At 58.7% G+C, this 26,032-nt stretch carries 21 protein-coding genes; 17 read left to right on the forward strand and 4 right to left on the reverse strand.

Features of this window, described 5'->3' with window-relative positions:
• Positions 1–333: 333 nt before the first annotated feature.
• Complete coding sequence (locus EJ070_RS37025) at positions 334–624, reverse strand: hypothetical protein (protein WP_245464868.1); 291 nt, start codon at positions 622–624, stop codon at positions 334–336.
• Between the two features lie 74 nt (positions 625–698).
• On the opposite strand from EJ070_RS37025, the gene EJ070_RS13410 reads away from it, so the two are divergent.
• The 7 genes from EJ070_RS13410 to EJ070_RS37445 all read left to right on the forward strand — a co-directional run bounded on the left by EJ070_RS13410 (position 699) and on the right by EJ070_RS37445 (position 8,139).
• Complete coding sequence (locus EJ070_RS13410; RefSeq protein ID WP_245464869.1) at positions 699–1,610, forward strand: IS110 family transposase; 912 nt, start codon at positions 699–701, stop codon at positions 1,608–1,610.
• Positions 1,611–2,246: 636 nt separating this feature from the next.
• Positions 2,247–2,714, forward strand: a complete 468-nt coding sequence (locus EJ070_RS13415; RefSeq protein ID WP_245464870.1) for a hypothetical protein — start codon at positions 2,247–2,249, stop codon at positions 2,712–2,714.
• A 536-nt stretch (positions 2,715–3,250) separates the two neighbouring features.
• Positions 3,251–4,243 carry a glycine betaine ABC transporter substrate-binding protein gene (locus EJ070_RS13420; RefSeq protein ID WP_245464943.1) on the forward strand — a complete coding sequence of 331 codons (993 nt, stop codon included), beginning with the start codon at positions 3,251–3,253 and terminating at the stop codon, positions 4,241–4,243.
• Positions 4,244–4,408: 165 nt separating this feature from the next.
• Entirely contained in the window at positions 4,409–5,296 is an 888-nt protein-coding gene (locus EJ070_RS13425) for a proline/glycine betaine ABC transporter permease (protein ID WP_126095739.1), read from the forward strand.
• Positions 5,289–6,362, forward strand: coding sequence for a betaine/proline/choline family ABC transporter ATP-binding protein (locus EJ070_RS13430; protein WP_126091786.1), 1,074 nt, complete (start codon positions 5,289–5,291; stop codon positions 6,360–6,362). The genes EJ070_RS13425 and EJ070_RS13430 overlap by 8 nt, the downstream gene beginning before the upstream one ends.
• A gap of 216 nt (positions 6,363–6,578) precedes the next feature.
• Positions 6,579–7,745 (forward strand): mandelate racemase/muconate lactonizing enzyme family protein, encoded by a 1,167-nt coding sequence (locus tag EJ070_RS13435; protein WP_126091787.1) that lies wholly within the window; start codon positions 6,579–6,581, stop codon positions 7,743–7,745.
• Positions 7,746–8,004: 259 nt separating this feature from the next.
• Entirely contained in the window at positions 8,005–8,139 is a 135-nt protein-coding gene (locus EJ070_RS37445; RefSeq protein WP_281059649.1) for a hypothetical protein, read from the forward strand.
• Positions 8,140–8,262: 123 nt separating this feature from the next.
• On the opposite strand, the gene EJ070_RS13440 is transcribed toward EJ070_RS37445, so the two are convergent.
• The gene (locus tag EJ070_RS13440; RefSeq protein ID WP_126091788.1) at positions 8,263–9,171 is read right to left on the reverse strand and encodes a LysR substrate-binding domain-containing protein; all 909 of its coding nucleotides are present in this window, start codon (positions 9,169–9,171) and stop codon (positions 8,263–8,265) included.
• 141 nt (positions 9,172–9,312) lie between these two features.
• On the opposite strand from EJ070_RS13440, the gene EJ070_RS13445 reads away from it, so the two are divergent.
• From EJ070_RS13445 to EJ070_RS13490, 10 genes are all read left to right on the forward strand, one after another.
• Positions 9,313–10,668, forward strand: a complete 1,356-nt coding sequence (locus EJ070_RS13445) for an FAD-binding oxidoreductase (protein ID WP_281059650.1) — start codon at positions 9,313–9,315, stop codon at positions 10,666–10,668.
• A gap of 21 nt (positions 10,669–10,689) precedes the next feature.
• Positions 10,690–11,571, forward strand: coding sequence for a dihydrodipicolinate synthase family protein (locus tag EJ070_RS13450; RefSeq protein WP_126091789.1), 882 nt, complete (start codon positions 10,690–10,692; stop codon positions 11,569–11,571).
• 32 nt (positions 11,572–11,603) lie between these two features.
• Positions 11,604–12,218: a short chain dehydrogenase gene (locus EJ070_RS13455; RefSeq protein ID WP_126091790.1), complete on the forward strand. Its 615-nt coding sequence runs from the start codon at positions 11,604–11,606 to the stop codon at positions 12,216–12,218.
• A gap of 90 nt (positions 12,219–12,308) precedes the next feature.
• The gene (locus tag EJ070_RS13460; protein WP_126091791.1) at positions 12,309–14,756 is read left to right on the forward strand and encodes an FAD-dependent oxidoreductase; all 2,448 of its coding nucleotides are present in this window, start codon (positions 12,309–12,311) and stop codon (positions 14,754–14,756) included.
• A gap of 30 nt (positions 14,757–14,786) precedes the next feature.
• Positions 14,787–17,030, forward strand: coding sequence for an FAD-dependent oxidoreductase (locus EJ070_RS13465; RefSeq protein WP_189350521.1), 2,244 nt, complete (start codon positions 14,787–14,789; stop codon positions 17,028–17,030).
• Between the two features lie 543 nt (positions 17,031–17,573).
• Complete coding sequence (locus EJ070_RS13470) at positions 17,574–18,545, forward strand: LysR substrate-binding domain-containing protein (protein ID WP_245464872.1); 972 nt, start codon at positions 17,574–17,576, stop codon at positions 18,543–18,545.
• A gap of 66 nt (positions 18,546–18,611) precedes the next feature.
• Positions 18,612–20,135, forward strand: a complete 1,524-nt coding sequence (locus EJ070_RS13475) for a trimethylamine methyltransferase family protein (RefSeq protein ID WP_126091793.1) — start codon at positions 18,612–18,614, stop codon at positions 20,133–20,135.
• 74 nt (positions 20,136–20,209) lie between these two features.
• The gene (locus EJ070_RS13480; protein WP_126091794.1) at positions 20,210–20,905 is read left to right on the forward strand and encodes a B12-binding domain-containing protein; all 696 of its coding nucleotides are present in this window, start codon (positions 20,210–20,212) and stop codon (positions 20,903–20,905) included.
• Positions 20,906–20,994: 89 nt separating this feature from the next.
• Positions 20,995–22,029, forward strand: a complete 1,035-nt coding sequence (locus EJ070_RS13485; RefSeq protein ID WP_126091795.1) for a GlxA family transcriptional regulator — start codon at positions 20,995–20,997, stop codon at positions 22,027–22,029.
• 63 nt (positions 22,030–22,092) lie between these two features.
• Complete coding sequence (locus EJ070_RS13490) at positions 22,093–23,520, forward strand: aldehyde dehydrogenase family protein (RefSeq protein ID WP_126091796.1); 1,428 nt, start codon at positions 22,093–22,095, stop codon at positions 23,518–23,520.
• A 707-nt stretch (positions 23,521–24,227) separates the two neighbouring features.
• Here EJ070_RS13490 and EJ070_RS13500 read toward each other — a convergent pair.
• Positions 24,228–25,337: a mandelate racemase/muconate lactonizing enzyme family protein gene (locus EJ070_RS13500; RefSeq protein ID WP_126091797.1), complete on the reverse strand. Its 1,110-nt coding sequence runs from the start codon at positions 25,335–25,337 to the stop codon at positions 24,228–24,230.
• Positions 25,334–25,600 (reverse strand): hypothetical protein, encoded by a 267-nt coding sequence (locus EJ070_RS13505; protein ID WP_126091798.1) that lies wholly within the window; start codon positions 25,598–25,600, stop codon positions 25,334–25,336. Before EJ070_RS13505 ends, EJ070_RS13500 begins: the two co-directional genes overlap by 4 nt.
• Positions 25,601–26,032: the final 432 nt, after the last annotated feature.

A 26,032-nucleotide genomic window follows, 5' to 3' on the forward strand; every position in this document is an offset into this window, starting at 1 on the left:
GCGGGGCAGTCCGCTCGCAAGGCGACACATAGCCGTCACCTTCCCCCTTTTGATCCGATCCGCCTCGCTCGGTGCGCAGCGCAGCCCTGCTCGCCTGCATTGGCGCCCCTCTCTTCTGCGCGCTCACGCGCCCCCGGGAGGCATGTCGGGGGACATGCCTTCGGCATTTAAGAGAGAAAGATCAGGACAACGGCAAGGACATCGAATAAGAAGGCCGCCGCCGTGCCAGTGGCGGATCAGACGGAAACGGCGAGCGCGTCCGCGAACGTGGAAGCGGCGACGATCCCGGTCAGTGCGACGGAGGTTTTTGTACCGCTCGACAAACTCAAGCAGTCACCGCGCAATGCGCGGAAGACCCAGCACCGTGAGGCTGAAATCGAAGCCTACGCGGCCAGCATTGCCGCCAAGGGCATGTTCCAGAACCTCGTTGTGGAGCCGGAGCTTGGCACGGACGGCCAGCCGACCGGCTGCTATTTCGTCACTGTTAGCGAAGGCGGGCTGCTGGCGAAGTTGCTGAGCATGAAGCGCCAGGAGACCAGGAAAAGCGAGCCAATAGGCTGTGCCGTCAATATGGCGAATGATCCGCACGAGATCGACCTGGACGAGAAGGCATCCGCTCGGCATGCATCCTGCACCAGTTCGAAGCTGTCTGCGAGCTTGAGCGGCGTCGCCGCGTCGGCCATGAGGCGGGATCGCTGTTGCCCTGGCTGCATCCCGAGCTCAAGAAACTCGGCCTGCCGGCCGTCTGCCTGGAGACGCAGCAGGTGCGCGCCGCACTGTCGGCGCAGCGCAACAAAAACCGACAAGGCCGATGCGCTCGGTATCGCCCACATCATGCGCACGGCTGGTTCCGACAGGCCCATATCAAGTCGGAAAGCTGCTATCGGACCAAGCTACTGCTGACGCACGGGCGTAATTTGAAGGCCAAGTTCCTCGACTTGGAGAACGCCATACGCCACTCGCTGAAGGCATTCGGCATCCGGCTCAGCAAGGTCGGGCGACGGGCTTTCGAGCAGGCGGTGCGCACCGCGGTGGCGGAGGATCCGCTGTCGAGCGAGCTGATGGACGCCATGCTGTCGGCACGCGCAGCGCTGTGGAGGCAGTATTGCCGGCTGCACGATCTCGTCGTCAAAATGGTGGCCCGCAGCGAACTATGCCGACGCTTCATGGCAATCCCCGGCGTCGGCCCGGTGACGGCACTTTCGTTCATGACGGCGATCGATGATCCGTCGCGCTTCCGCCGCTCACGCGACGTCGCGGCCTACTTCGGGCTGACTTCGCGGCGATGGCAGTCGGGCACCTCGATCGACGTTCAGGGTCGCATATCGAAAGCCGGCGACGCCGATGTTCGACGCTCGCTCTACGAGGCGGCGTCGGGGCTGATGACGCGCTTCAAGGGCTCCGACAAGGTCAAGAACTGGGGCCAGGCGATCGCCAAACGCTCCTGCCACCGCAAGGCCTGTGTCGCGGTGGCGCGCAAGCTGGCGGTGATCATGCACGCCATGTGGAGCGACGGCACGTTCTATGTCGGCGATTCCGCGGCAAGCCAAGCGGATACCGGCCGGCGTGCCAATGAGAAGGCCCGCAAGCTGCTGGGAGCGCATCGATGAGCAGAAGGTCGACAGTTGAAACGCATGGCGTCCGCACGCTGACGGGCGCCATCTGACACAAGGAATCCGCCCCGGCGGATGAGGACTGATGCAGACCAGGAACGACGGAACGCACGTTATCTTGCCTGCGGCCGCGCCCATCGCGAGACGGCCGGACCGCGCCGCATTGCCTGTGACAATGCTCCGTCACTCCGATGGAAAAGTGCACCACGACGGTTCCCGTGCTGCAAATAAGCAGCGCTGCTACCCCGTCGCAGAGCGCGGAAGACTGCACGGCGCATCGGAACTCGACGCAAGAGCACGGAATCGTGGAATAGAGAATAGAATAGTGTATTATCGTAGATTGGAGGAATAACGACGATGGAAAGCAAGTCACGGAAAGTACGACCGATTAAGACGGCAAGATAAAAGCCCGCAGGGTGCGTGCTCTAGCGGTCGTTTGTTTTCAATGAGTTATGTGGAAATTTCACAATGTTTGAATATTCACCCCACCTTGTGGCGATGACGATTTCTGAATGTTTTCGGTGGCTTAACGCAATGTGCGGTGCGCGGGCAACGACAGGTTGGAGCCTGGAAGGGGCGAGTTCGGAGTGCCGGCGCCTGGTTCGGCCCCGGAGGCCATCCATCCTGACATGAATGCGCGAGCCATCGTGTTACGGTGGTCAAGTTCGCGATTTCGGATATGCCCTAGGGCTGAAACGAAGAGGAGAGATCACCACGACCGGCATCAACCGCCGCGCCTTGCTCGCCCACTCTGGCGCCGCCGTTTTGGGTTCGACACTGACGGCGACGGCTTATACCGCAAGGGGAGTGCGTCGAGACCCAGCAATAACGAACAAATTGCAGGCGTTGCTTGAAGCGCACATGACGGCATACGCCGCGTTCGGCAAGGCGATGCATGAAGTGGGTGGCAGCAGTGGCGACCACGACAGAGCCAGCCGGCAAGAGGAAGGGACGTTACTGGCCATTTGCGCCTATCCTGCGGTCAGCCGAGGGGATCGCTTGGCCAAGGCCCGATATCTTTTGGAGATCGAGGCGCGTGGCGAGCTCGACCTACCAGAACACATTCAGGCTCTTCTACGTTCGACAATTTCGGAGATATGACCGACTGCGCCAGTCGCCTCCGTCAAATCGACCGAAGGCCGCCGGCTAGCAAAAGCGCGTTGGCGCTTTTACGATGTCCGCTTTGCGCCTCAAAGTCGCCGTTGAAGCCCGCTCTTCCCATTCGTGAAAACTGACATTCTTGGGGGAGCGCTCGACGGCTGTGCGACTCTCGTCGAGACATAACCGTCGCATAAAACTGTACAATATCTGTGTCCCGGTCAGCTGAAGCCATCAAGCCTACAGGCACGTTTATGAGCCCTATTCGGGGCGCTTCAAAAGGCGATCTTTCGGCTCGAAGACGGCCGGCCGGAAGACGTCGGCGATGATTGCGAATGCCCCGCTTGAGGCAGTCACCACAAACTCCACTCGACGGCCGGTATTATTTGTATCTATATCCGCCGGCATTTTTTCGAACTACGAGATCCCAATCACATCCTTTATGCATGATGCTTGCCGCTGGCCTGAAGCGTATGCACGCCTGGATCAAACGGCTGGGAACAATAAGCCAGCAAAGGGAGGAACATGTGAGACGTCTACTGATTACCTTATCCGCCGGTGCAATTTGCGCTTTCCTGAGCGGCGGAGTTTCGCACGCTGCGTGTGGTGACGTTACGTTGGCGCTCTTCAGCTGGCAGTCGGCCGAGGCGAACGCCTACGTTGATCAGCTCATCCTCAACAATGGCTACGGATGCAATGCGACCACTGTCGCAGGGGACACGGTTCCGACGGTAACTTCGATGATTGAAAAGGGCCAGCCGGATATCGCTCCGTCTGTGGTTGTTACCCTGTTGGGTGATTTCTACGCCAAAGGCGCCGATGAGGGACGGGTCAAGCGGATTGGAACCGGAATCAGCGACGGATCGGTTTCAGGCTGGTGGATTCCGAAATATGTCATCGACGCTCATCCCGATATCAAAACTGTAGATGATGCCTTGAAGCATCCAGATCTGTTCCCGTCCCCCGAAGACCCATCGAAGGGCGGCATCATCCAAGGCCCGCAAGGCTGGGGCGATACGGTGATAACATCGCAGTTGTTCAAGGCATTTGAAGCCGACAAGAAGGGGTTCGTACTCGTGCCGAGCGGATCTGCGGCCGCGCTCGACGGTGCGATCGCGAAAGCCTACGAGCAGAAGCACGGCTTCATTGCGGCCTACTGGGCTCCGACGTCATTGCTGGTGAAATATCCCATGGTACGCCTGGACGGACCTGCGCACGATGATGCGGAGTGGGCACGCTGCACTGCGAAGCAGGATTGCCCGGATCCGAAGCCGAATTACTGGAAGGCCTCGGAAGAAATCACTTTGGCCTCCGACAAGTTCTTGAAGCGTGACGACGTGGCCCCGGCAAAAGACTATTTTGCCAAACGCAGTTGGAGCCAAGCCGAAGTCGGCAAGGTGATGCTGTGGATGACCGAAAACCAGGCCAACGGCGAGGATGGTGCCAAGTGGTTTATCAAGAACATGCCGGAAGTCTGGACGAAATGGGTCCCGGCTGACGTGGCCGAAAAGGTCAAGGCTGCATCGAATTAGCGTTTGTCCAACATGGAGGCTTCGGATTTTACTCCGAAGTCTCCTCTGAATATATGCTGTAGCGTTGCTGGCAAGAGCGACATCTGGCACGAATTACTGCTGTCGTTGACATTGTGTTGCTGCTACTTACTGTCTCCGCGGCGAAACTTAGCTGGACATCGCGATATGGATTGGCTGTTCAAATTTCCCCAATTGGATCCTGAGGTTCTGCTAGCCATCAAACGGGCTGTCGACGGTTTTCTCCGTGGCCTGACGCGCTCATATGGAGATGCAATCGAAAGTTTCTTCTACCCGCTGCAGCGCATCCTGATTTTTTTCGAAGGAGCCATTTCGAACGCACCTTGGGCCCTTGTGATCATCGCGTTGGCAACGATTGCATGGTTCGCAGCGCGCAGGTGGACGGTGGTTTTGGCCGTCGTTGGAACGCTGATTGCCATTGGTCTTCTTGGCCTGTGGCAGGATGCAATGAAGACGATCTCTCTCGTCCTTACGGCAACTATTTTCTCTATTGCGATTGGTATGCCACTCGGCATCCTGATGAACCGCTACAAGCGCGTGGGCGGGGTCATGCAGACGGTGCTCGACGTCATGCAGACGATGCCGCCCTTCGTCTATCTCATTCCGGTCGTCATGCTGCTCGGCATCGGCCGGGTGCCGGGCTTCATCGCGGTGGTGATCTACGCCATCCCGCCGATCATCCGCCTCACCGACCTCGGCATCCGGCTGGTCGACAAGGAGGTGCTGGAAGCCGCCGACGCCTATGGCTGCTCACGCTCGCAAAAGCTCTGGAAGGTGCAGATCCCGCTCGCCATGCCGACGATCATGGCCGGCATCAACCAGACCATCATGATGGCGCTCGGCATGGTGGTCATCGCCTCGATGATCGGCGTGCAAGGGCTTGGCCTGAACGTCCTGCAGGCTATCGCCAACCAGTATTTCACGCAAGGCATCTTCAACGGCTTTGCCATCGTCGGCATCGCAATCATTTTCGACCGCATCAGTCAGGCGTACGGACACCGGCTGCAGAAGCATCGGGGTGCAACGCATGAGTAAGGGCGACGCGTCGATCCAGATCCGTGACCTCTACAAGATCTTCGGCGGCGCTCCGCGGCAGTACGTCCAAGCTGTCCGCGATGGGATGTCGAAATCTGAACTCGGCAAGTTGCATGGCCATATCCTTGGCCTGAACAACATCAATATCTCCATGCCGGCCGGCAAGATCCAGGTCGTCATGGGATTGTCCGGCTCCGGCAAGTCGACGCTAATCCGGCACATCAATCGCCTGATCGAGCCAACCTCGGGCTCTATCATAATCGACGGTCGCAACATTCTCGAAATGTCTGAGTTGGAACTGAGGGAATTCCGCCGCAATCATACGGCGATGGTGTTCCAGCGATTTGGATTGCTGCCGCACCGGACCGTCATCGACAACGTCACATTCGGTCTGGAGGTGCGTGGGATCGAAAAGACAAAGTGCCGTGCCATTGCCATGCGCTGGATCGAGCGGGTAGGCTTGGTGGGGTTTGAGCTGCGCTACCCGAACGAATTGTCAGGTGGCATGCAGCAGCGGGTAGGCCTTGCGCGCGCGCTTAGCAATGACGCCTCGATCCTGCTGATGGACGAGGCCTACTCGGCTCTCGATCCGCTGATCAGAACCGATATGCAGACCATGCTTCTGGAATTGCAGGCGGAGCTCAAGAAGACCATCGTCTTCATCACCCACGATCTCGACGAAGCCTTGAGAATTGGCGATCGGATCGTGATCTTGCGGGACGGCTCCATCATCCAGCAGGGCGACAGCCAGGACATTCTTTTGCGTCCTGCCGACGACTACATCCAAAGATTTGTGAAGGACGTCAATCGCGGCCGCTTCATCAGGATCGATGCCGTCATGGATCCCACCACCACGGCGATGGAGAACGGATCTCTGCCTAAGCTGAAGTCTGGCTCGACGCTAGAGATCGCCGCCAAAGAGCTTACCAACTCCTCGTGCGACGCCGGTATCGTCACAGGCGACGGCGGGCAGCCACTCGGCGTAGTTTCCCTGCGGCAAATCACGGCGGCGCTTTCGTCGGCGGTTGAGACGGAAGCTCCCGTTCGAGGCGATATTCGAGTCTAAAGCTGCAAGGAATCTGATCGAGCCGGAGGGGATCTGCATCGAATCGCGAACTGCTTGTGTGGCTATCCCGTCCCTGGAAATTCCCGACGCTTACATGGCGGTGGGAAACCAGGTCCGGTGACTACAACCGGGCGTTCGACTTCCGATTGGGGACGAAGCTGATGCGGATCCTTTAATTTCTCAGAACTTACTTACGACCATCGAGAGGCCATACATATGATGCTCCAGAAATTTAGAATAGCGTCGATAGATGCTTGGCGAATTCCGACCATTTCGGTGAAGGAGACATGGGATACTGAAAGTTCACCTTGGCCAACGATCCCGATAAATTTTCTGATCAAGGTGACTTTGGAGTCGGGAGAGTGTGGTGTCGGCGAAGTCTCCTCTCAGTTGTGGTATCTGAACGAGACCCCGGAACAAATCGTCAGCGCGATTCGACAATACGACAGCGCTCTCCGTGGTATCGATGCGACCAATTTGTTCGTCTGCCACGAGCTTATGCTCAAGTGTTATGCGGGAGGCGCACCAGGGGCCCGGAGCGCCCGGTCCGGTGTAGACATGGCTCTCTGGGATTTAACTGGAAAGCTTGTCGGGATGCCGGTCTACAAACTGATGGGCGGAGGACACTCGGGTGGAATCCCCGTGATGTTCTGTACCTATCAAGATAGCGCAGAACTTGTTTCCAGAGATTGCAAGAAGGCGATCGACGAGGGTTATCAAGCGATAAAGGTCAAAGTTGGCGACAAGCTCTTGAGCGCAGGGTGGAGTTACGGAAATCTGGTGAGCGAAGCAGAAAAGCTTGCGGCAGCGCTGGAGGTCATTCCGAGCAACATTATGGTGGATGCGGATGCGAACCAAGCCTGGTGGAATGCAGGGGCCACAATTTCCACCCTCCGTCCCCTGAGTAAGTACCGCAATCTCTCGATTGAGCAGCCTTTGGGCTACGACGACATCACTGGGTCGGCCCACGTCAGGAAGACAGCGGGGATACCCGTCATTCTCGACGAATCGGTTTGGTCAGCTGAGGCGATGGTTCAAATTGTTCAGGCGCAAGCATGCGATCGCATCGTTTGCAAGTTGAACCGCCTCGGGGGGTTGTTCGAGGCGCGAAAAATCATCTCAATCTGTGAGGCGGCCGGAATAGGCGTCAGCGTCGATACGGCGCCCTTTACCTTGTTGGGCGATACAGCTGTTTTTCACACAGCCGCCTCTTGCCGAACGGTCTTCCCCGTCGATGAGGGCCACCTTTCGATGGTGCACGTAGCCGGCCACTCGCCGTTTACGAGAGGGGTTGAGATCAAGGAAGGATTTGCATCGTTGCCTGAAGAGCCCGGGTTGGGAGTGGAAGTCGATTGGGAGATCGTAAAGAGCTGGCAGACATAGGTCGCTCGCTGTCGGGCCGTGGAAATAGAACGGCCCGCGCCGCGCTGATAGTCGTGATGGTGCCTCGGCCGCACGCCTGCTTGGACAGCGAAGGCCGACTTGTCCGAACCATAAGGGCATTCATCCTATGGAGTCGCGCGCCTGGGACCGTTGGGCGAATTTGACGCCCTGGTGAACAACCCCGCACTGAGTTCTCTGTCGATCCAGAGCCACGTGCTTGGCAAGAGGCATGGCTTCGGGATACAGGGAACGTGCGGCTGTGGCCGACATTCCGATCGGCAAGATCGCTGATCCAACGAGCATCGCTGAGATTGTGGTGTTCGTGCTGCGCTCGTCGCAGGTATCATTGAACGGTGCAACGCTCGACGTGAACGGTCGCAGCTATACACGGTGAGCAACTGGCTGTTCGTTAAAAGGAGCCAATCTGGGCAACGTGGCCAGTGGGCCTCAAAGCGATGCTGTGTTAAGTTCAGTTTATCCGCACTCACCGCTCTCCGGAGCCCATTTTGCCGAGTGCTCACAAACCCAAAAGCTGGGCCTGATTCAAAAACCAGTCCACGAGGATTTTGGTACCTTGATTTTTGCCTATCTCGTCGCTCGTCAAAATGAAGGAAGCCCTGTCAGTCTGGATCTTCGCCTCAATCGGTCGCACAAGAAGTCGGTTCGCGAGAAGATATTGGGCTGTCAAATTCCAGCCTAGCGATATCCCCTCACCAGCAAGAGCGGCCTGAAGCGTAAGCTGGTAGTCGTTAAAGACGATGTTGGGCTTGATTTCGCTAGCATCTCCGCCGGCAAGCTCTATCCATTCATTCCAACTCATTCGTTTGCGATATGCATCGGAAGAATGAAGCAGTTGATGACGGGTGAGATCATCAATGGTTTTTAGCGTGGGGTGCTCTTGGAGATAGCTCGGGGAGCAAACTGGGAAAATGATTTCGTCACACACAAACCAGCTGTTAAGTCGCTTAAAGTCCCGTGGCCGCACCCATACGGTCACATCGATTTCCTGATCCGGTTCGATATCGCGGTCGGTCGAGACGACTTTTATCTTTATGTCAGGATGGTCTTCCTGGAAGTGATAGAGCTGGGGGGCTAGCCAATGAGCAGCCATGGACGAGGATGCCGCGAAGGTGATGTACTTGGTGCCGCGGTCCGAAATCGCTTCAAGCTTCTGCTCCATTCGCCGGAAGCTGGTGCGAACTTCCTCATATAGCTGCCTTCCAGCCTCCGTAAGCTGCACTCCGCGATTGTCTCGCACGAACAGATGCGTTCCACAGCGCTTTTCGAACATCTTGATGGCGTGCGATACGCTCGGTTGCGTGACGTTCAGCTCGGCGGCTGCTCCCTTGAAGCTCAAATTTCTGGCGGCTGCTTCAAAAACGAACAAAGAATGGGTGGAGGGAACGAGGCTTCGAAGTTTGGACATGAAGCTAGTCTATATCAGCGGTGATCTTTTTCGTCTACAAGCCGCTGCTCCCATCCTCTATTCATTTGGAGACAAAACGAGGCAGCGGCTTCAGGAGAACACTCCTGTTTTGCGGGCAGCCCTAATGCCAGCGAGCTTTCCGTGGTCCTTGCAAAGCAGAGCCTGCCTACCGATCGCATTGCAATTGAGCCGCCGGCGACGGAGCCAACGGCTTCGGGTTGGTATCTCACCGCGGGTCCCGAGTCATCCGTGTTGCCTCAAAATGGTGACACCTCTTGTGAGTGCCTGGTAATCGGCGGGGGTTGGATGGGGCTGCATGCGGCACGCCGCTTTGCGGAGCTCAATCCAGGTGCATCCGTCGTGTTGGTCGATGCAGAACGTATCGGAAACAATTCCTCGGGCCGATGCATGGGCTTTGTCATCGATCTGGCCCATAACCCCCGCAAGCGCGATTTCGTTGAGGACATCAAGGGAAACAAAGAAGAACTCTTCGTCAATCTCGATGGCATAGCTTACATCAAAAGCGCGGTCGAAGAGAACAGGGTTGAGTGCGATTGGGACCCTCAGGGCAAATACCACAGCGCTGCGACGAAGCATGGTGTCGAGGACCTACGGCGCTTTTCGACTGCGCTGGACAAGTTGGGCCAAGACTACAGGTGGGTCGAGGCACCCGAGATGCAGGCGATCACGGGAAGCCGTCACTACATCAAGGCGCTCCACCATCCAGGAACCATCCTCGTACAGCCGGCGAAGTATCTGAAGAATGCGGTAAGGCGTTTGCCGTCGAACGTGGCTGTGCACGAAAACACGCCAATCCTGGCGGTGAAATTTGGAAGCCCCAAGCACGTTTTCGAGACACCTGGCGGGACGATCCGAGCGTCGAAGGTGATCATCTGCGCTTCGGGACATCTGACGAAATTTGGTTTCTTCGAAAACAGAGCAATTCCGCTCTATACCTTCGCAAGCATGACGCGGGTGCTTACCGAATCCGAACTTGCCCAGGTCGGAAACAAATCCGAGTATGGACTTATCCCGGCCGATAGCTTCGGTACAACCATACGACGGACGACTGACAACCGCATCTTCCTGCGGAACGTTTATTCCTACGCGACCGACTTCAAGACCACTATCTCCGAGGTTAAGAGGGCGCGGGAGCAACAACAGGTGGCATTCGATCGGCGCTGGCCGCAGCTGTCATCGATCGGCTTCGAGGCCAGCTGGGGTGGCCTCCTGACTCTGGCTCAAAACGGCGGCATGGTCTTCGGCGAGCTTGCGGACCGGGTCTACGGCGCGGCGTTCTGCAACGGCACTGGCGTAGCCCGTGGCGCGGCCTTTGGGAAGGCCGTGGCTGAATTGGCGGTGGGGCGCTCGTCCCCCGTGATCGACATCCTGAAGACACGCGCGAACCCGAGCAGAACCTATCCGAAGTTTGTCACGTCGATGGGCGTGCGCTTCACGACAGCGCTGCGCTTCAAGCAGGCGGGCGCAGAAGTTTAATTTTTGAAAGCGAGAAAACCGATGGCGGACCTTAAGGGCATAAATCTTGCGATGCAGACGCCGTTCACCGCGAGCGGCGCGATCGACTACGCGACATTCGAGGCATTGATCGACAAATACGTCGCGGCCGGTGTTCATGGGCTCGTCCTGGGGGCTGGCACAGGCCAGCATCCATACCTCACTGAAGCGGAATGCAATCGGCTCTACGAGACGGGGGCGAAGCGGATCGGTGACAAATGCAATGTGATCTGTCAGACCTCCGCGCTCAACGTGGACGAGGTCATCCGGCGCTCGCAGCATGCCGAATTCATTGGCGCGAACGCGCTGATGATCCTCCCTCCGTATCTGGAAGGGCCCTCCGATGAAGATGGCATTTTCAGCTTTTATGCTGAGATCGACGCTGCGGTTGGGATCGACATCGTCGGCTACAACATCCCGCAAGCAACGGGAATTTCCGTGTCGCCGCGACTCTTCGATCGACTGAGCGGTCTCAAGAATTTTAACTACATCAAGGATAGCGCCGGAGATCTCACCGTACATCAGGAATATCTACAGACCAAAGGCGGGGTGCTGAACGGTGCCGACCCGACGACGGTCTACGCCCTCATGGCTGGCACTCGCGGCGTAATCTGGGGCGCGGCGAACTATATGCCGGGCGAGGCGGTACAGCTCTATGAACTGGTGGCTGCGAAGAAATTTGGCGAGGCGCTCGCCCTTTGGCAGCGCATGTTACCCTCGCTCCTATACATCTGGCGTGCGCCTTACACACAGTCCGTATTGAAGGCCGCGCAATGGCGTGGTTACGGGACTGGCAACGTCCGCAAGCCACTGCAGCCATTGTCGGCCGAGCAAGAAGCCGGCCTCCGCGACGCGCTCAAGCCGTTGTTTGATCCGTCGGCGTAAAGCCGAAAGCCCCACTGTAGCCGGTGAGCAGGATGAGAATTGTTCTAGTAGGTGCGACCGGCGTCATTGGGTCAGCGGTGGCGTCCGAGCTCGGAAACAAGCACGATGTAGTGCCGGGGGCGCGCAATGCTGAGTTGAGCGTCGACATCGCGAGCGTAGAATCGATTGATCGCTTCTTCGATAAAGTCGGACCATTCGATGCATTGGTCTGCACTGCTGGAGCCGTTCGCTATGCTCCTCTCGAACAGCTCTCCAACGAGCAGTTTGAGGTTGGTTTGCGGAGCAAACTGATGGGTCAGGTCAATCTGGTGCTGCGTGGACTCAGGCAGATCCGTGATAACGGCTCATTCACGTTGACGTCGGGCCTAACCAATGAAGACCCGATTCTGCAGGGAGCCTCAGCCGCTCTTGTGAATGGCGGATTGGAGGGCTTTGTTCGAAGCGCTGCTATCGAGCTGAGGCGCGGTTTGCGGATCAATATCGTTAGCCCATCCCTCGTAGCAGAGTCCGCCTCGGCGTACGGCGAATTCTTTCCTGGAACGATGACTCTTCCAGCGCGGGACGTTGCGCTTGGTTACGCGAAGAGCGTCGAAGGGGCTCAGACAGGGCGAATCTACCGGATGGGGTGGTCCAGAGACCAATATTGAGCCTCTAACCCGCGGTCAGTCATGGACGATTGATCGACGGTTTGACCCAGCCGATGAGCTCCTTACCCTCACACACGGGAGTATGACCGCATGACCAAGACCGTCCCCAGCAAGGCCCGCGCCGTCATCATCGGCGGCGGCGTTTCCGGCTGCTCGGTCGCCTATCACCTGGCAAAGCTCGGCTGGACCGACATCGTTCTGCTCGAGCGCAAGCAGCTTACCTGCGGCACCACATGGCACGCGGCCGGCCTGATCGGCCAGCTGCGCGCCTCGCAGAACATGACGCGGCTGGCGAAATATTCGGCCGACCTCTACGTCAAGCTCGAGCCCGAGACCGGCGTCGGCACCGGCATGCGCCAGGTCGGCTCGATCACGGTGGCGCTCACCGAAGAGCGCAAGCACGAAATTTATAGGCAGGCCTCGCTGGCCCGCGCCTTCGATGTCGACGTGCGCGAGATTTCGCCGAGCGAAGTCAAGGAGATGTATCCGCATCTCAATGTGTCGGACGTGGTCGGCGCCGTGCACCTGCCGCTCGACGGCCAGTGCGATCCGGCCAACATCGCCATGGCGCTGGCCAAGGGTGCGCGCCAGCGCGGCGCGGCCGTCATCGAGAACGTGAAGGTCACCAAGGTCCATACAAAAAAAGGCCGCGTCTCCGGCGTCTCCTGGGCGCAGGGCGAAGACCAGGGCACGATCGAGACCGATATCGTGGTCAACTGCGCCGGCATGTGGGCGCGCGAGCTCGGCCGCCAGAACGGCGTCACCATCCCGCTGCATGCCTGCGAGCATTTCTATCTCGTCACCGAGCCTATCCCCGGACTCTCCCGCCTGCCGGTGCTGCGCGTGCCGGACGAGTGCGCCTACTACAAGGAAGACGCCGGCAAGATGATGCTCGGCGCCTTCGAGCCATTGGCTAAGCCTTGGGGCATGGAGGGCATTCGCGAGGATTTCTGCTTCGACCAGTTGCCGGAGGACATGGATCATTTCGAGCCGATCCTCGAAATGGGCGTCAACCGCATGCCGATGCTGGGCACGGCCGGCATCCACACCTTCTTCAACGGACCCGAAAGCTTCACGCCGGACGACCGCTACTATCTCGGCGAAGCACCGGAACTCGCCGGCTACTGGATGGCGACCGGCTACAATTCGATCGGCATCGTCTCCTCCGGCGGCGCCGGCATGGCGCTGGCGCAATGGATCAACGACGGCGAGGCGCCCTTCGACCTCTGGGAGGTCGATATCCGCCGCGCCCAGCCTTTCCAGAAGAACCGCCGCTATCTCAAGGAGCGCGTGTCGGAAACACTCGGCCTGCTCTATGCCGACCATTTCCCCTATCGCCAGATGGCGACCTCGCGCGGCGTGCGCCGCTCGCCCTTACATGAGCATCTCAAGGCACGCGGCGCCGTCTTCGGTGAAGTCGCCGGGTGGGAGCGCGCCAACTGGTTCGCTAGGCCCGGCCAGGAACGCGAATACCGCTATTCCTGGAAGCGGCAGAACTGGTTCGACAACCAGCGCGAGGAGCATCTCGCCGTGCGCAACGGTGTCGGCGTGTTCGACATGACCTCCTTCGGCAAGATCCGCGTCGAGGGGCGCGATGCCTGTGCCTTCCTGCAGCGGCTATGCGCCAACGACATGGACGTGGCGCCGGGAAAAATCGTCTACACGCAGATGCTCAACGCCAAGGGCGGCATCGAGAGCGACCTCACCGTGACGCGGCTTTCGGAGACGGCCTATTTCCTCGTCGTGCCGGGCGCCACTTTGCAGCGCGACCTTGCCTGGCTGAGACGGCATGTCGCCGAGGAGTTCGTCGTCATCACCGACGTGACCGCGGCCGAAGCGGTCATCTGCTTGATGGGTCCGGAGTCACGAAACCTGATCCAGAAAGTCAGCCCGAACGACTTCTCCAACGAGGCCAACCCGTTCGGCACTTTTCAGGAGATCGAGATCGGCATGGGCCTCGCCCGCGCCCACCGTGTCACCTATGTCGGCGAGCTCGGCTGGGAGCTCTACGTCTCGACTGAGCAGGCGGCGCACGTCTTCGAGGCGATCGCCGATGCCGGCGCCGATGTCGACCTGAAGCTCTGCGGCCTGCACACGCTGGATTCCTGCCGTATCGAAAAGGCTTTTCGGCATTTCGGCCACGACATCACCGACGAGGACAATGTGCTGGAGGCTGGCCTCGGCTTCGCGGTGAAGACGAGCAAGGCCGGCTTCATCGGCCGCGATGCCGTGTTGCGAAAGAAGGAGGCCGGCCTGTCCCGCCGGCTGGTCCAGTTCCGCCTGAAAGACCCGCGGCCGCTGCTCTTCCACAACGAGGCGATCCTGCGCGACGGCAAGATCGTCGGCCCGATCACCTCGGGCAACTATGGCCACCATCTCGGCGGCGCCATCGGTCTCGGCTATGTGCCGTGCCGAGGTGAAAGCGAGGCGGATGTGCTTGGCTCATCCTATGAGGTGGAGATCGCAGGAGAACGGTTTGCCGCGGAGGCTTCGCTGAAGCCGATGTACGATCCGAAGGCGGAACGGGTGAGGATGTAAGCAATTCGTCGCATGGAGATACCAAGGTCGATGATCACTGTAGTCGGTTCCGTTCGAGAGATTTGGCGTTATCCGGTTAGCTCCCTCACCGGGGAGAGCTTGGTGCGCGCCATGATAATGAAAACAGGGGTTGCCGGTGATCGGACCCACGCGCTGTTCGAGGCAAACAGCAGCAACATCGTAAGCCCGCCAACGTCGAAGAAGTGGAATATGGCGCCGCGGTTGGCAGCACGTGTTGGCGATACAGGGATCATCCAGATTTCGAGCGACGGTCGCCTTTGGCGCGCCTTTGATGATCCATCGATGTTGGATGAACTGGAAGCGATCTTCGGTACGCGGATGGAATTGAAGCGCTACGGGACTCAAGTGGGAGACGCCATAGCTAAACCGCGGTATGCAATGCAGCCCGTCCACTTGCTAAGCCGGCAGTCTCTCGACGACCTCCAGGCTGGTTTGCCCGACAGCCAAATAGACGTCCGCCGTTTCCGCCCTAATATCGTGGTAGACTTGCCGGACCTGGCGGGAGCATCCCCGGAAGACAACTTACTCGGGAAGGACTTCTCGATTGGTGCGTTGCGGCTCCGTGGAACAGTCCGCTGTGGGCGATGCGCTTTCACGACTCTTGCGCAGCAGGGGGTGCCTGAAGATCGTTCAGTCCTTCGCGCGCTGATCAAAGATTTTGAAAAGAACTTTGGCATCTATTGCGAGGTGCTGGAACCTGGTGAGATAGCGGTCGGCGATGCGCTCAGCACGTCGGTCGCGCCGGAGCCGCAGCGCCCTATTGTGATCGTGGGCGCCGGGCAGGCCGGAGCTATGACAGCCAAGGCCCTTCGTGATCTGGGCTCGACTCAATCAATACGGATCTTTGGAGAAGAGCGACACGCTCCGTATGAGCGGCCACCTTTGTCCAAGGGCGGCGATGAGGGAAAGGGCGGGTCCATAGGCCCTAGCTATGTTCTGACGGCAGATCAGATCGAGGAATTGAATATCGATCTCAACCTCAACAGCCGGGTTGTTGCTGTGCACAGGCAGACGCACGAAATTGAAACACAAGATGGCGAGCGCCATCGATATGCCCGGTTGGTGCTCGCGACGGGAGGATCCCCCCGTACGCTGCGCGGGCTCGAGCGAGGACACGGCCGGGTCCACGTGATACGCACCATCGAAGACGCGGCCAATCTGACTCGATCTTTGCAGCCGGGTTGCACACTCTGTGTTCTAGGTAGTGGTTGGCTAGGTCTTGAGATCGCGGCGGCAGCGCGCAAACGTCTGTGCGACGTCACGCTCTTCGGCCGGGAGGATAGAGTGCTTGCACGCATGATCCCCAGAGAAGTGGCCGACTATGTGGCTGCCCGACATCTCGTCGAAGGGGTGAAGCTCAGATTGGGAGAGGTACCTACCTTTAAGGAAAGGCCTGATCACATCGACGTGACAACGGCCAGCGGGCTCGAGAGAGCGGAACATTTGGTCCTGGCAATTGGCATTAGCCCTAACGACCACCTAGCGCGCGCAGCTGGTCTCAACGTGGCTGGCGGGGTGGTGACCGACGAGAGTGGAGCCACGTCGGATCCCGATATCTTCGCCGTCGGCGACGTAGCACGGCAGCAGCGACCCGGGTATCCGAAAGGTATCTGCGTTGAAAGCTGGCATAACGCAAATGAGCAACCGTATTCGGCCGCGCGAGCGATGCTTTCGCTTCCAGCTGAGCCATTAGCCCCAGCGAGGTTCTGGTCATCACAGTATGACATGATGATCCAGATTGCAGGGTTTCCCAATGCCAATGCCCAAGCGGTCCGGCACGAGGGCGATGGCTGGCCTTTTTGGGACTTTGGCGGTTTCGCCGTTGGGATCAATCGATCGAAAGAGGTCCATCGTTTCGCATCCCAGCTGGCGTTGGGCAACCTTGAGGCTCCGACCAGAGTCCAAGTGTCCTCGAAGGCTTCAGCTCAGCGGAAAGGGCCAGCCGAAGGCGTCGACATTGGCCCCGTTGATGCTTTCCCGGAGAGCGAAATAACTCGGCTGGAGATCGATCAATTGGGAGCTGTCGCGATCGTTCAGATCGACCAGCGGTACTTTGCGGTGAACGATCGATGCCCGCACGCGGAGGCTTCATTGTCCGAAGGATTCATCGAGCGAGATAAGATCGTTTGCCCCGTCCATTTTGCAGAGTTCGATCTGCAGACAGGCAATCCTTCCAACGAGCCGGCTGGATGCGGTCGCTTGGCTTGCTACACGGTAGAGCGGCGAGACGACCACCTCTTTCTGTTTTTTTGACGTTGGTGACAGTCAGTGCGCGTTCCGGCTGGGTACTTGCTGAGTGAGATTCGGCGCGCCACCACTTCGACCGCAGCAGAGCATTTGTTGCGGTCAGCACTCGCAAGAATAGGGCTTCCCGACGAGTTCCTGCCATCAATCTGTTCTATAGCGCCCACGAGCTTTTCACTCTGGGATCGCGCTGCCGGTCTCGCTAAGTTTGAGCTGCAAATAGGAACATTACGATGAAACCTCCCAGCCAACGATAGCTGGCAAAGCATACAAATTCGGGGCGCCTGCTCCGGATGGCGACATGTCCATTGGGAGCTAAGTCCACGGGGGGTACGGGGGACATCGATAGATGGCCAAGAGTGGACATGAGTCCAGCACGATTCTTGTTTGTCGTGCGGTTGCGGTGGCTCCGCTGAGGACGGTGGCGCCGCGCACGCTGCCTGGCCTCAGGTGGAAGTTCAGCGGAGGGCTGCCGCAAGGCCCTATGCTTCCTGGTTGTTACGGGAGGAAACGATAGTTCGAAAATATTATGGGCTGCCGCCCCTGAACACTTTGGCCGTCTTCGAAGCCACCGCACGTCATGCAAGTTTCAAACGCGCGGCAGACGAGATGAATGTGACGACGGGGGCTATCAGCCGTCAAATTAGGGCTCTAGAGGGCGAGCTCGGCGTCAAGGTGTTCGTTCGTGAGGTAAACGGGGTGCACCTTACGCCGGCAGGACAAGACCTGTTTTCCGAAATCGCAGCCGCTTTTTCGCGGTGTTCCGACGCAATAAAGGCGGTTAAGGCGGGAAAGCGCGATGAGAGCGTAACCTTTGCGTGCACAGATGCCTTCGCAACATTCTGGCTTATGCCGAGAATGCTGGATTTCTGGACACGCTATCCCAACATCACGGTTAACCACCTGATATCGGAACAGAGCCGCGATTTTCGCAATGCCGAAGTCGACCTGTTCGTCCGTCCAGCGACAGGCGCCTGGCCGAACGAAAATGTCGAACCGCTCTTCGAAGACTTGATCTACCCAGTGTGCGGCGCAGATTTCGCTCTTGAACACCAAGGCGTATCCGCATCGGAGCTTTCCCGATTGCCGCTCCTCCACATGGATTGGACCAATCCGGATTGGCCTTTGTGGCAGGATTTCCTTCAGGCCGTCTCGGTGCCCTGTGAAGGGCTACGTGGCAAGCGTTTTGGGAAGTACGCTCTGCTCCTAACCGCTGCTGAAGCAAATCAAGGGGTGGCTCTGGGTTGGGACTCGCTGGTGAGTCATCAAATCGGGGCGGGTAAGCTCGCTCGGTTCACGGATTTGTCCATGCGGGACCCGGTCGGCTTCTGTCTCGCATGGAATAGCAAGAAGGGGCTCTCGAACGCCGCGGCAACCCTTAAAGCCTGGGTCCGCGAACAGGCCCGATCATCGGCCTCTTCTCTCGCTTGGGGCGGGAGCAAAGCGCAGCGGCTCGCAAATGCCCCGGCCGGAAACTCAAGCCCTGATGAGCCTTTTGGGCGATACCGAGAGTGCTCCGAGTGATAGGAACGGCCACCAGCCTTGATCAGTTGGTCTCCGTTTCGGAGGAAAGGGGAAAGAGTGTGAGCTATGTCTGAAGCGGTGCGGCGTCGGCAAGGGCGCGACAAGCGAAAGGCGGACAGGATTGAGAAGCGCTCATCCATTCGCCTGCCGCATGTGACCAACACGTTGCCATTTACGGAAGTCCTGGACGAGAAGAACTTCACGCGCGTTCACAACGCGGCGATGACTGTTCTCGAGGAAATCGGCATAGCGTTCCGGTGCGATCGAGCCATCGAAGACTGGAAACGCGCTGGAGCCAAAGTGCGCGGCAATCTGGTGTTCCCAGACCGACACATGATCGCAGACCTAATCGCCAAGGCGCCAAAGCGCTGGGAATTTGCATCTCGCAATCCGGAGCGTCGCGTTAAATTCGGCGGACGCGACGTTGTGTTCTGCCCGGCCCAGGGGGCGCCTTATGTGCGCGACCTCGATGGCGTGCGTCGGAGCTCGACACTCGCAGACGTTCACGAATTGAACAAGATCGTGCAGATGTCGCCCTGTTATCAAATCAGTAGCGGCTTCCATGCGGAAGCTATGGATATCGCCGTTCCCCATCGGCATCTTGAATGGGTACGGAGCACGCTGATCTACACCGACATGCCGTTCTTCGGCGTACCGAACATTCCTGACTATGTTCTCGACTCTCTTGAGATGACACGGATCGTTCACGGCCGTGAGTTCGTTGCCAACAACGCGGTCACGATCAATCACATTAATTGCGTGTCTCCGCGTATGTGGGACGACGTGCTGCTGCAATGTGCGCGCAACTATGCCGATGCCGGGCAGGTCTGCCTGATGTCCCCCTTTGTCCTCGCTGCCGCCAATGCGCCTGCTGACATCGCCGCTACACTTGCACAAATGTCGGCAGAAGCTCTGGCTGGTATTGCCTACATGCAGATTTACAAGCCGGGCACCAAATGCGTCCTCGGACAGTTCACCGTCTCGACGTCGATGAAATCCGGTGCGCCAATGGCGGGTACACCGGAGATTTCGCTGATCCAGTACGGCATCGGTCAAATTGCCCGCCACTACGGCCTTCCCTGGCGCACCACCGCTGCGCAGGCCAGTTCCAAAGTTTTTGATGGGCAGTCAGGATATGAAAGCGCTATGGCCATGTTCACGGGCATCACAGCTGGCGCCAATCTCATGCTTCATGCGGGCGGCTGGGATGAAGGCGGACTTGTGACGTGTTACGGCAAACTCGTCGTCGAGGCCGAACAATCTATGCTCTACCACCGCCTGGCCCGGGGAGTGTCCCTGGATCGGCTCGATGCTGCCATGGAAGCAGTTAGACGAACCGAACCGCAAGGCCACTATCTCGCCGATCCGTTCACGCTTGAGGTGTTCGAAGACAGCTTCATGATGCCTCAACTGTTCGACTATGACTCTTATCCGCAATGGAAGGCGAACGGCGAAAAGGACTTGGCTCGGCGAGCCCGGGAAAGGGCGCGACAGATCCTTGCGGAGTACGAACAGCCCCCCCTTGATGAAGCGGCACGCGAGGAGCTTGACGCTTTTGTCGAGCGCCGCAAGCGCGAAATTGCAACCTGACGTCGGGTGGTAAATACGTCCAGCTGCCTGATTCGCCAGCCTAAAAAATCCAACTGCAATAGCGGAAATGCATCATGTCCGATGAAGGTGATATCATCCTTTCCGAGCTTTCCGACGAGGAACTTGTGCAGCAGATGCATGACGACCTCTATGACGGGCTGAAGGAAGAAATCGAGGAAGGCACGCATATCCTTCTCGAGCGCAATTGGGCGCCTTACAAGGTGCTGACCGAAGCGCTGGTCGAGGGCATGCGCATCGTCGGCGAAGATTTTCGCGATGGCATCCTGTTCGTGCCGGAAGTGCTGCTTTCGGCCAACGCCATGAAGGCCGGCATGGCCATCCTGCGTCCGCTGCTCGCCGCCACCGGCGCGCCGAAGCAGGGCAAGATGGTGATCGGCACCGTCAAAGGCGACATCCACGACATCGGCAAGAACCTCGTCGGCATGATGATGGAGGGTGCTGGCTTCGACGTCATCGACCTCGGCATCAACAACGCGGTCGAGAAATATCTGGATGCGATCGAGCAGCACCAGCCCGACATCATCGGCATGTCGGCGCTGCTCACCACCACCATGCCCTATATGAAGGTCGTCATCGATACGATGAAGGAAAAGGGCATCCGCGACGATTATGTCGTGCTGGTTGGTGGCGCACCGCTCAACGAGGAATTCGGCAAGGCCGTCGGGGCCGACGCCTATTGCCGCGACGCGGCGGTGGCCGTGGAGACCGCCAAGGACTTCATGAAGCGCAAGCACAATACGCGCAGCTGAGGACACATCTACGCTAGAATGCTCGGCACGAAACCGCTCAGCAAAATGCCGCACACGGCCCGATAGGGGCTCCAAAAAGGAATTAACGTATGAACGCGCCATTTTCAGCGGAGAATCGCTCCCGGGTCGTAGCCTGGGACCCGAAAAGGCAGGTCATCGAATCAGATCAAGACGTATGCCGGTTCGTCATTCTAATACTTCCCGGTTTTTCGCAGCTCAGCCTCTCTGCCTTTGTCGATCCTCTGCGCTATGCGAACTTGGTTTACGGTAGGTCCTTTTTTCAATGGACGATTACGAGCGAGGACGGGAAGCCCGTCGAGTGCGCCAGCGGTTTCACTTTGTCTGCGAGCAGCGACTTCGCGAGTGCCGGAAGGCGCGTCATAGCTAGCTATCGGCCAGACATGGTTGTCGTCTGCGCCGGCGAGAGGGTCGAGAAGCGCTCCTCGGCCTCGCTCATCAATATTCTTCGTCTATGCCGGAGGCATGGGGTATCCATCGCCGCATTGGGCACAGCAACGTGGCTGCTGGCAGAGAGCGGAATCCTTGATGATACTAGATGCACGATCCATTGGGATAAGCGGGCAGCTCTCTCTGAAATGTTCGGCCGACTCCGAGTGACCGACCAACTATTCGTTCGCGAGTCCAGTTTCGTTACCTGTGCGGGAGAGTTTGCGTCCTTTGACCTGGTCATGGATTTGATCACCGAACACCTTGGACGGGAGGCCGCGCTTGCCGTCTGCAGGCATACGACCGCCGGCCATTGGCGCGCCGCCTCGGAGACGCAATGCACGGCGAACGGCAATGAGGGTGGCATTTGTAAGCCGCTCGCCGAAGTCATCCGCATCATGGAAGAGCACATAGAGGACCCGTTGCCGCTGCGCGACATAGCCAAATGCGTTGGCCGGTCCCAACGCCAGATCGAAAGGCTTTTTAGGCGTTCCGCTTCGTCCTCACCGATGCGCTACTACTTGGATTTGCGGCTCGGGCGCGCCAGACGTCTTATCGAACAGACGGAATTGCCAGTGGTGGAGATCGCGATCGCCTGCGGTTTCGCATCCGCCTCGCATTTTTCGAAATGCTTTCGTCAAGCCTTTGGCATCAATCCACGGGCCTATCGTGGCTGATCTCGTTCCCGGTACGCTTTGCCTTCAGACCGCTTCATTGGACTAACTCGGAGTAGAAATTTAGTGAGCAATCATCTGAAGTTTTTCATCGACGGCAAATGGGTCGCGCCAGTGGTGCCGGCGACGCTGCATGTCATCGATCCGTCTACCGAGGAGGCCTATACGAAGATATCGATCGGCTCGAAGGCCGACGTCGACAAGGCGGTCGCCGCCGCCAAGGCCGCGTTTCCGTCTTTCTCCCGGACGACCAAGGCCGAGCGCTTGACGCTGCTGAAGCGCATCCTCGAGATCTACAATGAGCGCTATGAGGTCATCGCGCAAGCAATCAGCCAGGAGATGGGCGCGCCGATTACTTGGGCGCGCGAGGCGCAGGCCTGGGCCGGCCGCACTCACATGGAAGCCACTATCAAGGCACTGCAAGATTATGAGTTTTCCGAGAAACGTGGCTCGACCATGGTGGTCAAAGAGCCGATCGGCGTCTGCGCCCTGATCACCCCGTGGAACTGGCCGCTCAACCAGATCGTCTGCAAAGTTGCTCCTGCCATCGCCGCCGGCTGCAGTGTAGTGTTGAAGCCCTCGGAAATCGCGCCGATCAGTGGGATCGTATTCTCCGAGGTGATGGAGGCTGCCGGTACGCCGAAGGGTGTCTACAATATGATCAACGGCACCGGGCCGGACGTCGGCCAAATCATGGCCGGCCACCCCGACGTCGACATGGTCTCCTTCACCGGCTCGACCCGTGCCGGCATCATCGTCGCGCAGACGGCAGCGCAGACGGTAAAGCGTGTAGCGCAGGAGCTCGGCGGCAAATCGGCAAACATCGTGCTGCCCGACGCGGATTTCGAAACCGCGGTGAAGAAGGGCGTCGAAGGCTGCTTCGGAAATAGCGGCCAGTCGTGCGATGCGCCGACCCGGATGCTTGTCCCGGGCTCGCGCCATGACGAGGCGCTGGCGATCGCCAAGGAAGCGGCCGAGGCGCACAATGTCGGCGATCCACGTTCGGCCAAGACTACACTTGGCCCTGTAGTCTCCAACATTCAGTACGATAAGATCCAGCGGCTAATCGAAATCGGCATTAAGGAAGGCGCAACGCTGGTCACCGGCGGCCTTGGCCGCCCTGAGCACCTTAGCCGCGGCTACTATGTTCGCCCGACCGTGTTCGGTCATGTGAAGCCTGGCATGACCATCGAGAAGGAAGAAATTTTCGGGCCGGTGCTCTCGGTCATTTCCTATAACGACGATGAGGACGCGGTGGAAATTGCCAACGACACCGTCTATGGCCTTGCCGCCTATGTGCAATCACGGGACATAGAGCACGCGCGGAGAGTGGCTGCCAAGCTGCGCGCCGGCCAAGTTTCCATCAACTATCCCGAGTGGGACACGTTCGCGCCCTTCGGCGGCTACAAGCAGTCGGGCAACGGCCGCGAGTATGCCGACTGGGCAATTCACGATTTCCTGGAGATCAAGGGCATCATCGGCTACGGTACCTAAGCGGAAATAACCTGCCGCAACCATACTCGGATAACCGACCTTCCTCTTCGGCCCGAAGCGGTCGCTCAGTTGTTGGAGGGCTTCGGTTGGACCGTCTCTTTCGGCCCCTCGACGGTCCGACACTTCGATATTCGACCGACACGGCAAGGTAATTTCTGGACTGGCAGCAGGTTCGCACAAGATGCGACGTTCGATCGATGAACTGAAACGCGCATTAATGTCGGAATTTCTCGACGCTGCAGACTGACTCAGCGGCTGGCCGCATTGGTGCGCGAGACGGTGGGCGCCGATCGGTTCAGCGGCGCAGTCTATGTCTTTCGGGCGAAACGAACGGACCGGATCAAGCTGATTTTCTGGGAGGAAGGCACCGGCGTCTGCCTCTAACCTTTACATCGACCGGATCATCATTGAGCCATGGTTGGCATTCAGCCGTTCGGCGGAAGGGGCCTTTCGGCCACCGGTCCCAATGTGGGCGGGCCGCTTTACATCGGCCGGCTAGTGAAGCGTGCGACGATCCCCCGCCGCGGGAGGCAATGCGAAGTTTGATGGCAATCGGTTGAGTTATGCCTGTGAGAGCCGGCGACTCGCGTGGCCTCTAGCCTCCGCCGGCCCGGCTTCGGCGATAACGACCTTCTTCCTTTTCCGCCGCTTTCTCGACGACATGCGGCATCGTCTCCCCGCGGCCGGTCGTGGTGTCAGAGATCATATCAGCCGAAAGACGCCACGGGTTTTCCAAACAGGCTCTCATCCGGGATCACCCCGAGGCCCGGCCCGGTGGGCAGCTTGATGTGGCCGCCCTCGATCTTGACCCCGTTTTCCGGATCGTAGTTGCCTTCCACGTAAGGCTGGGCGATCCATACACCCTCAAGGAGCCTGGGCTGTACGGTCGCGCCGATATGGGTGCAGGCCGCGGCGATGATGTCGCCGCCCCACGCATCGTCGCAGGTATGCGGCATTGAACGGGTCTCGCAAATGTCGCGGAACGTTGCCATCGCGTGCAGGCCGCCGATACGGGTGATCTTCATACCGAAGCCATCGCAGATGCCATCGCCGACAGCGCGGAGCACGGTGTTCAGATCCTCGCAGTTCTCGTCGAGGTAAAGAGCGTGGTGAAGCTGACTGCGGATCGACTTAAGTTCCTCGATCGTGTTGCAGGGCTGTTCGATAATGAAAGGAATGTCCAGGCACTCCCGGCTGAGACACAGCGTGTCCCGCGTTGTCAACGACCGGTTGCCGTCGACGGCAAGCCGCATGCGGGTGCCTACGCGCTCCCATACCTTCCTGACCACCTCGATATTGGCTTCGATCGGGCGAGCGCCACCGATCTTGATCTGCATGCGTCGATAGCCTTCGTTCGCGCGTTCTTCGGCGATGTGGGCGACCTCGTCAGGCTCTCCGAGACCGGATGCGTAGAAGGACGGAACGCGTTCGGTCATCACGCCGCCTAGCAGGTCGGCGACCCGCATGTTCACCTGTTTCCCCAGAATGTCATATGCGGCGATATCCAACGCTGCCTTGGCGTAGTGGTGGCCGTTGAGAAGGCCGTCCATCCTGCGGCGAAACACCAGCGGCTGAAGCGGATCGACACCGATGAGTCCCGGAACCATTTCCTCCAACGCGGCGACGGCACCTTTCGCGTGCTGGGGCTGGTAGGTGGCGCCGATGGGACAGGTTTCGCCCCAGCCGAAGAGACCGTTGTCGGTGACGATTTTCACCAGGGTCGTCTCGAGCGCCTGGACGGTACTGCTTGCAATCCTGTAGGGGCCGTTCTTGACGGGCAGACTGTGCGAATAGATGTGGATTTCCTTGATCTTCACTGCGGCACCTCCAAAAATAAGCAATCGACGCCCAGTTGCTCTACTGCTGAGCGGAGATAGGCATTACCGTCTATATTAGTGGTCAGTTCATCCAGATTGCGTTTGACGTCGTCCACGAAATTGCACTTGCGCGGATTGTGGGCTAGGTCGATGGCAAAGCCCATGCAACGTCCGGCGGCGTTGTTTCCGACACGGCCGGCGTAAACGAGAACCATCGCAGCATCAGGATTTAAATCCGCATAGCGGCGAACGGCGTGCAGCATCCAGCCACCGCCTACCACTAGGCAATCGCAATCGACGTTGCCCTTCAGCGGCACTAGCAGGAGATCCGGACCCTGTCAGGTACCACCCCGATGGGGTTGCTTCGACTTGAGGGGGGCGGAACAGCAGTATGTCGGCTGGAAAGCGGAGAAGCGAAATCCATGAGTGTTTTCTCATTGAGGCCGGACGTCAGGCAGCCTCAGCGGCCATCTTTGCCCTCGCCCGAGCCTAGAAGTCATTCCGGCAAAGCTGTAGACGAAAAAAATGAGCGCCTGATATTAATGTAACCTATGTCTAACCTGCGCTACTTGCTGCCCTCAAGCCAGTGCGAAAGGGCCGGCCTGACCCATACCAGTCGTGCTCGCGACGGTTCAGAAATGACCACTTTGCGCCCAATCTCGGTCGGTACGCACGTTCAAGCTGAACCCCAAAAG

The organism is Mesorhizobium sp. M1E.F.Ca.ET.045.02.1.1 (genome assembly GCF_003952485.1).
Classification (GTDB): domain Bacteria; phylum Pseudomonadota; class Alphaproteobacteria; order Rhizobiales; family Rhizobiaceae; genus Mesorhizobium.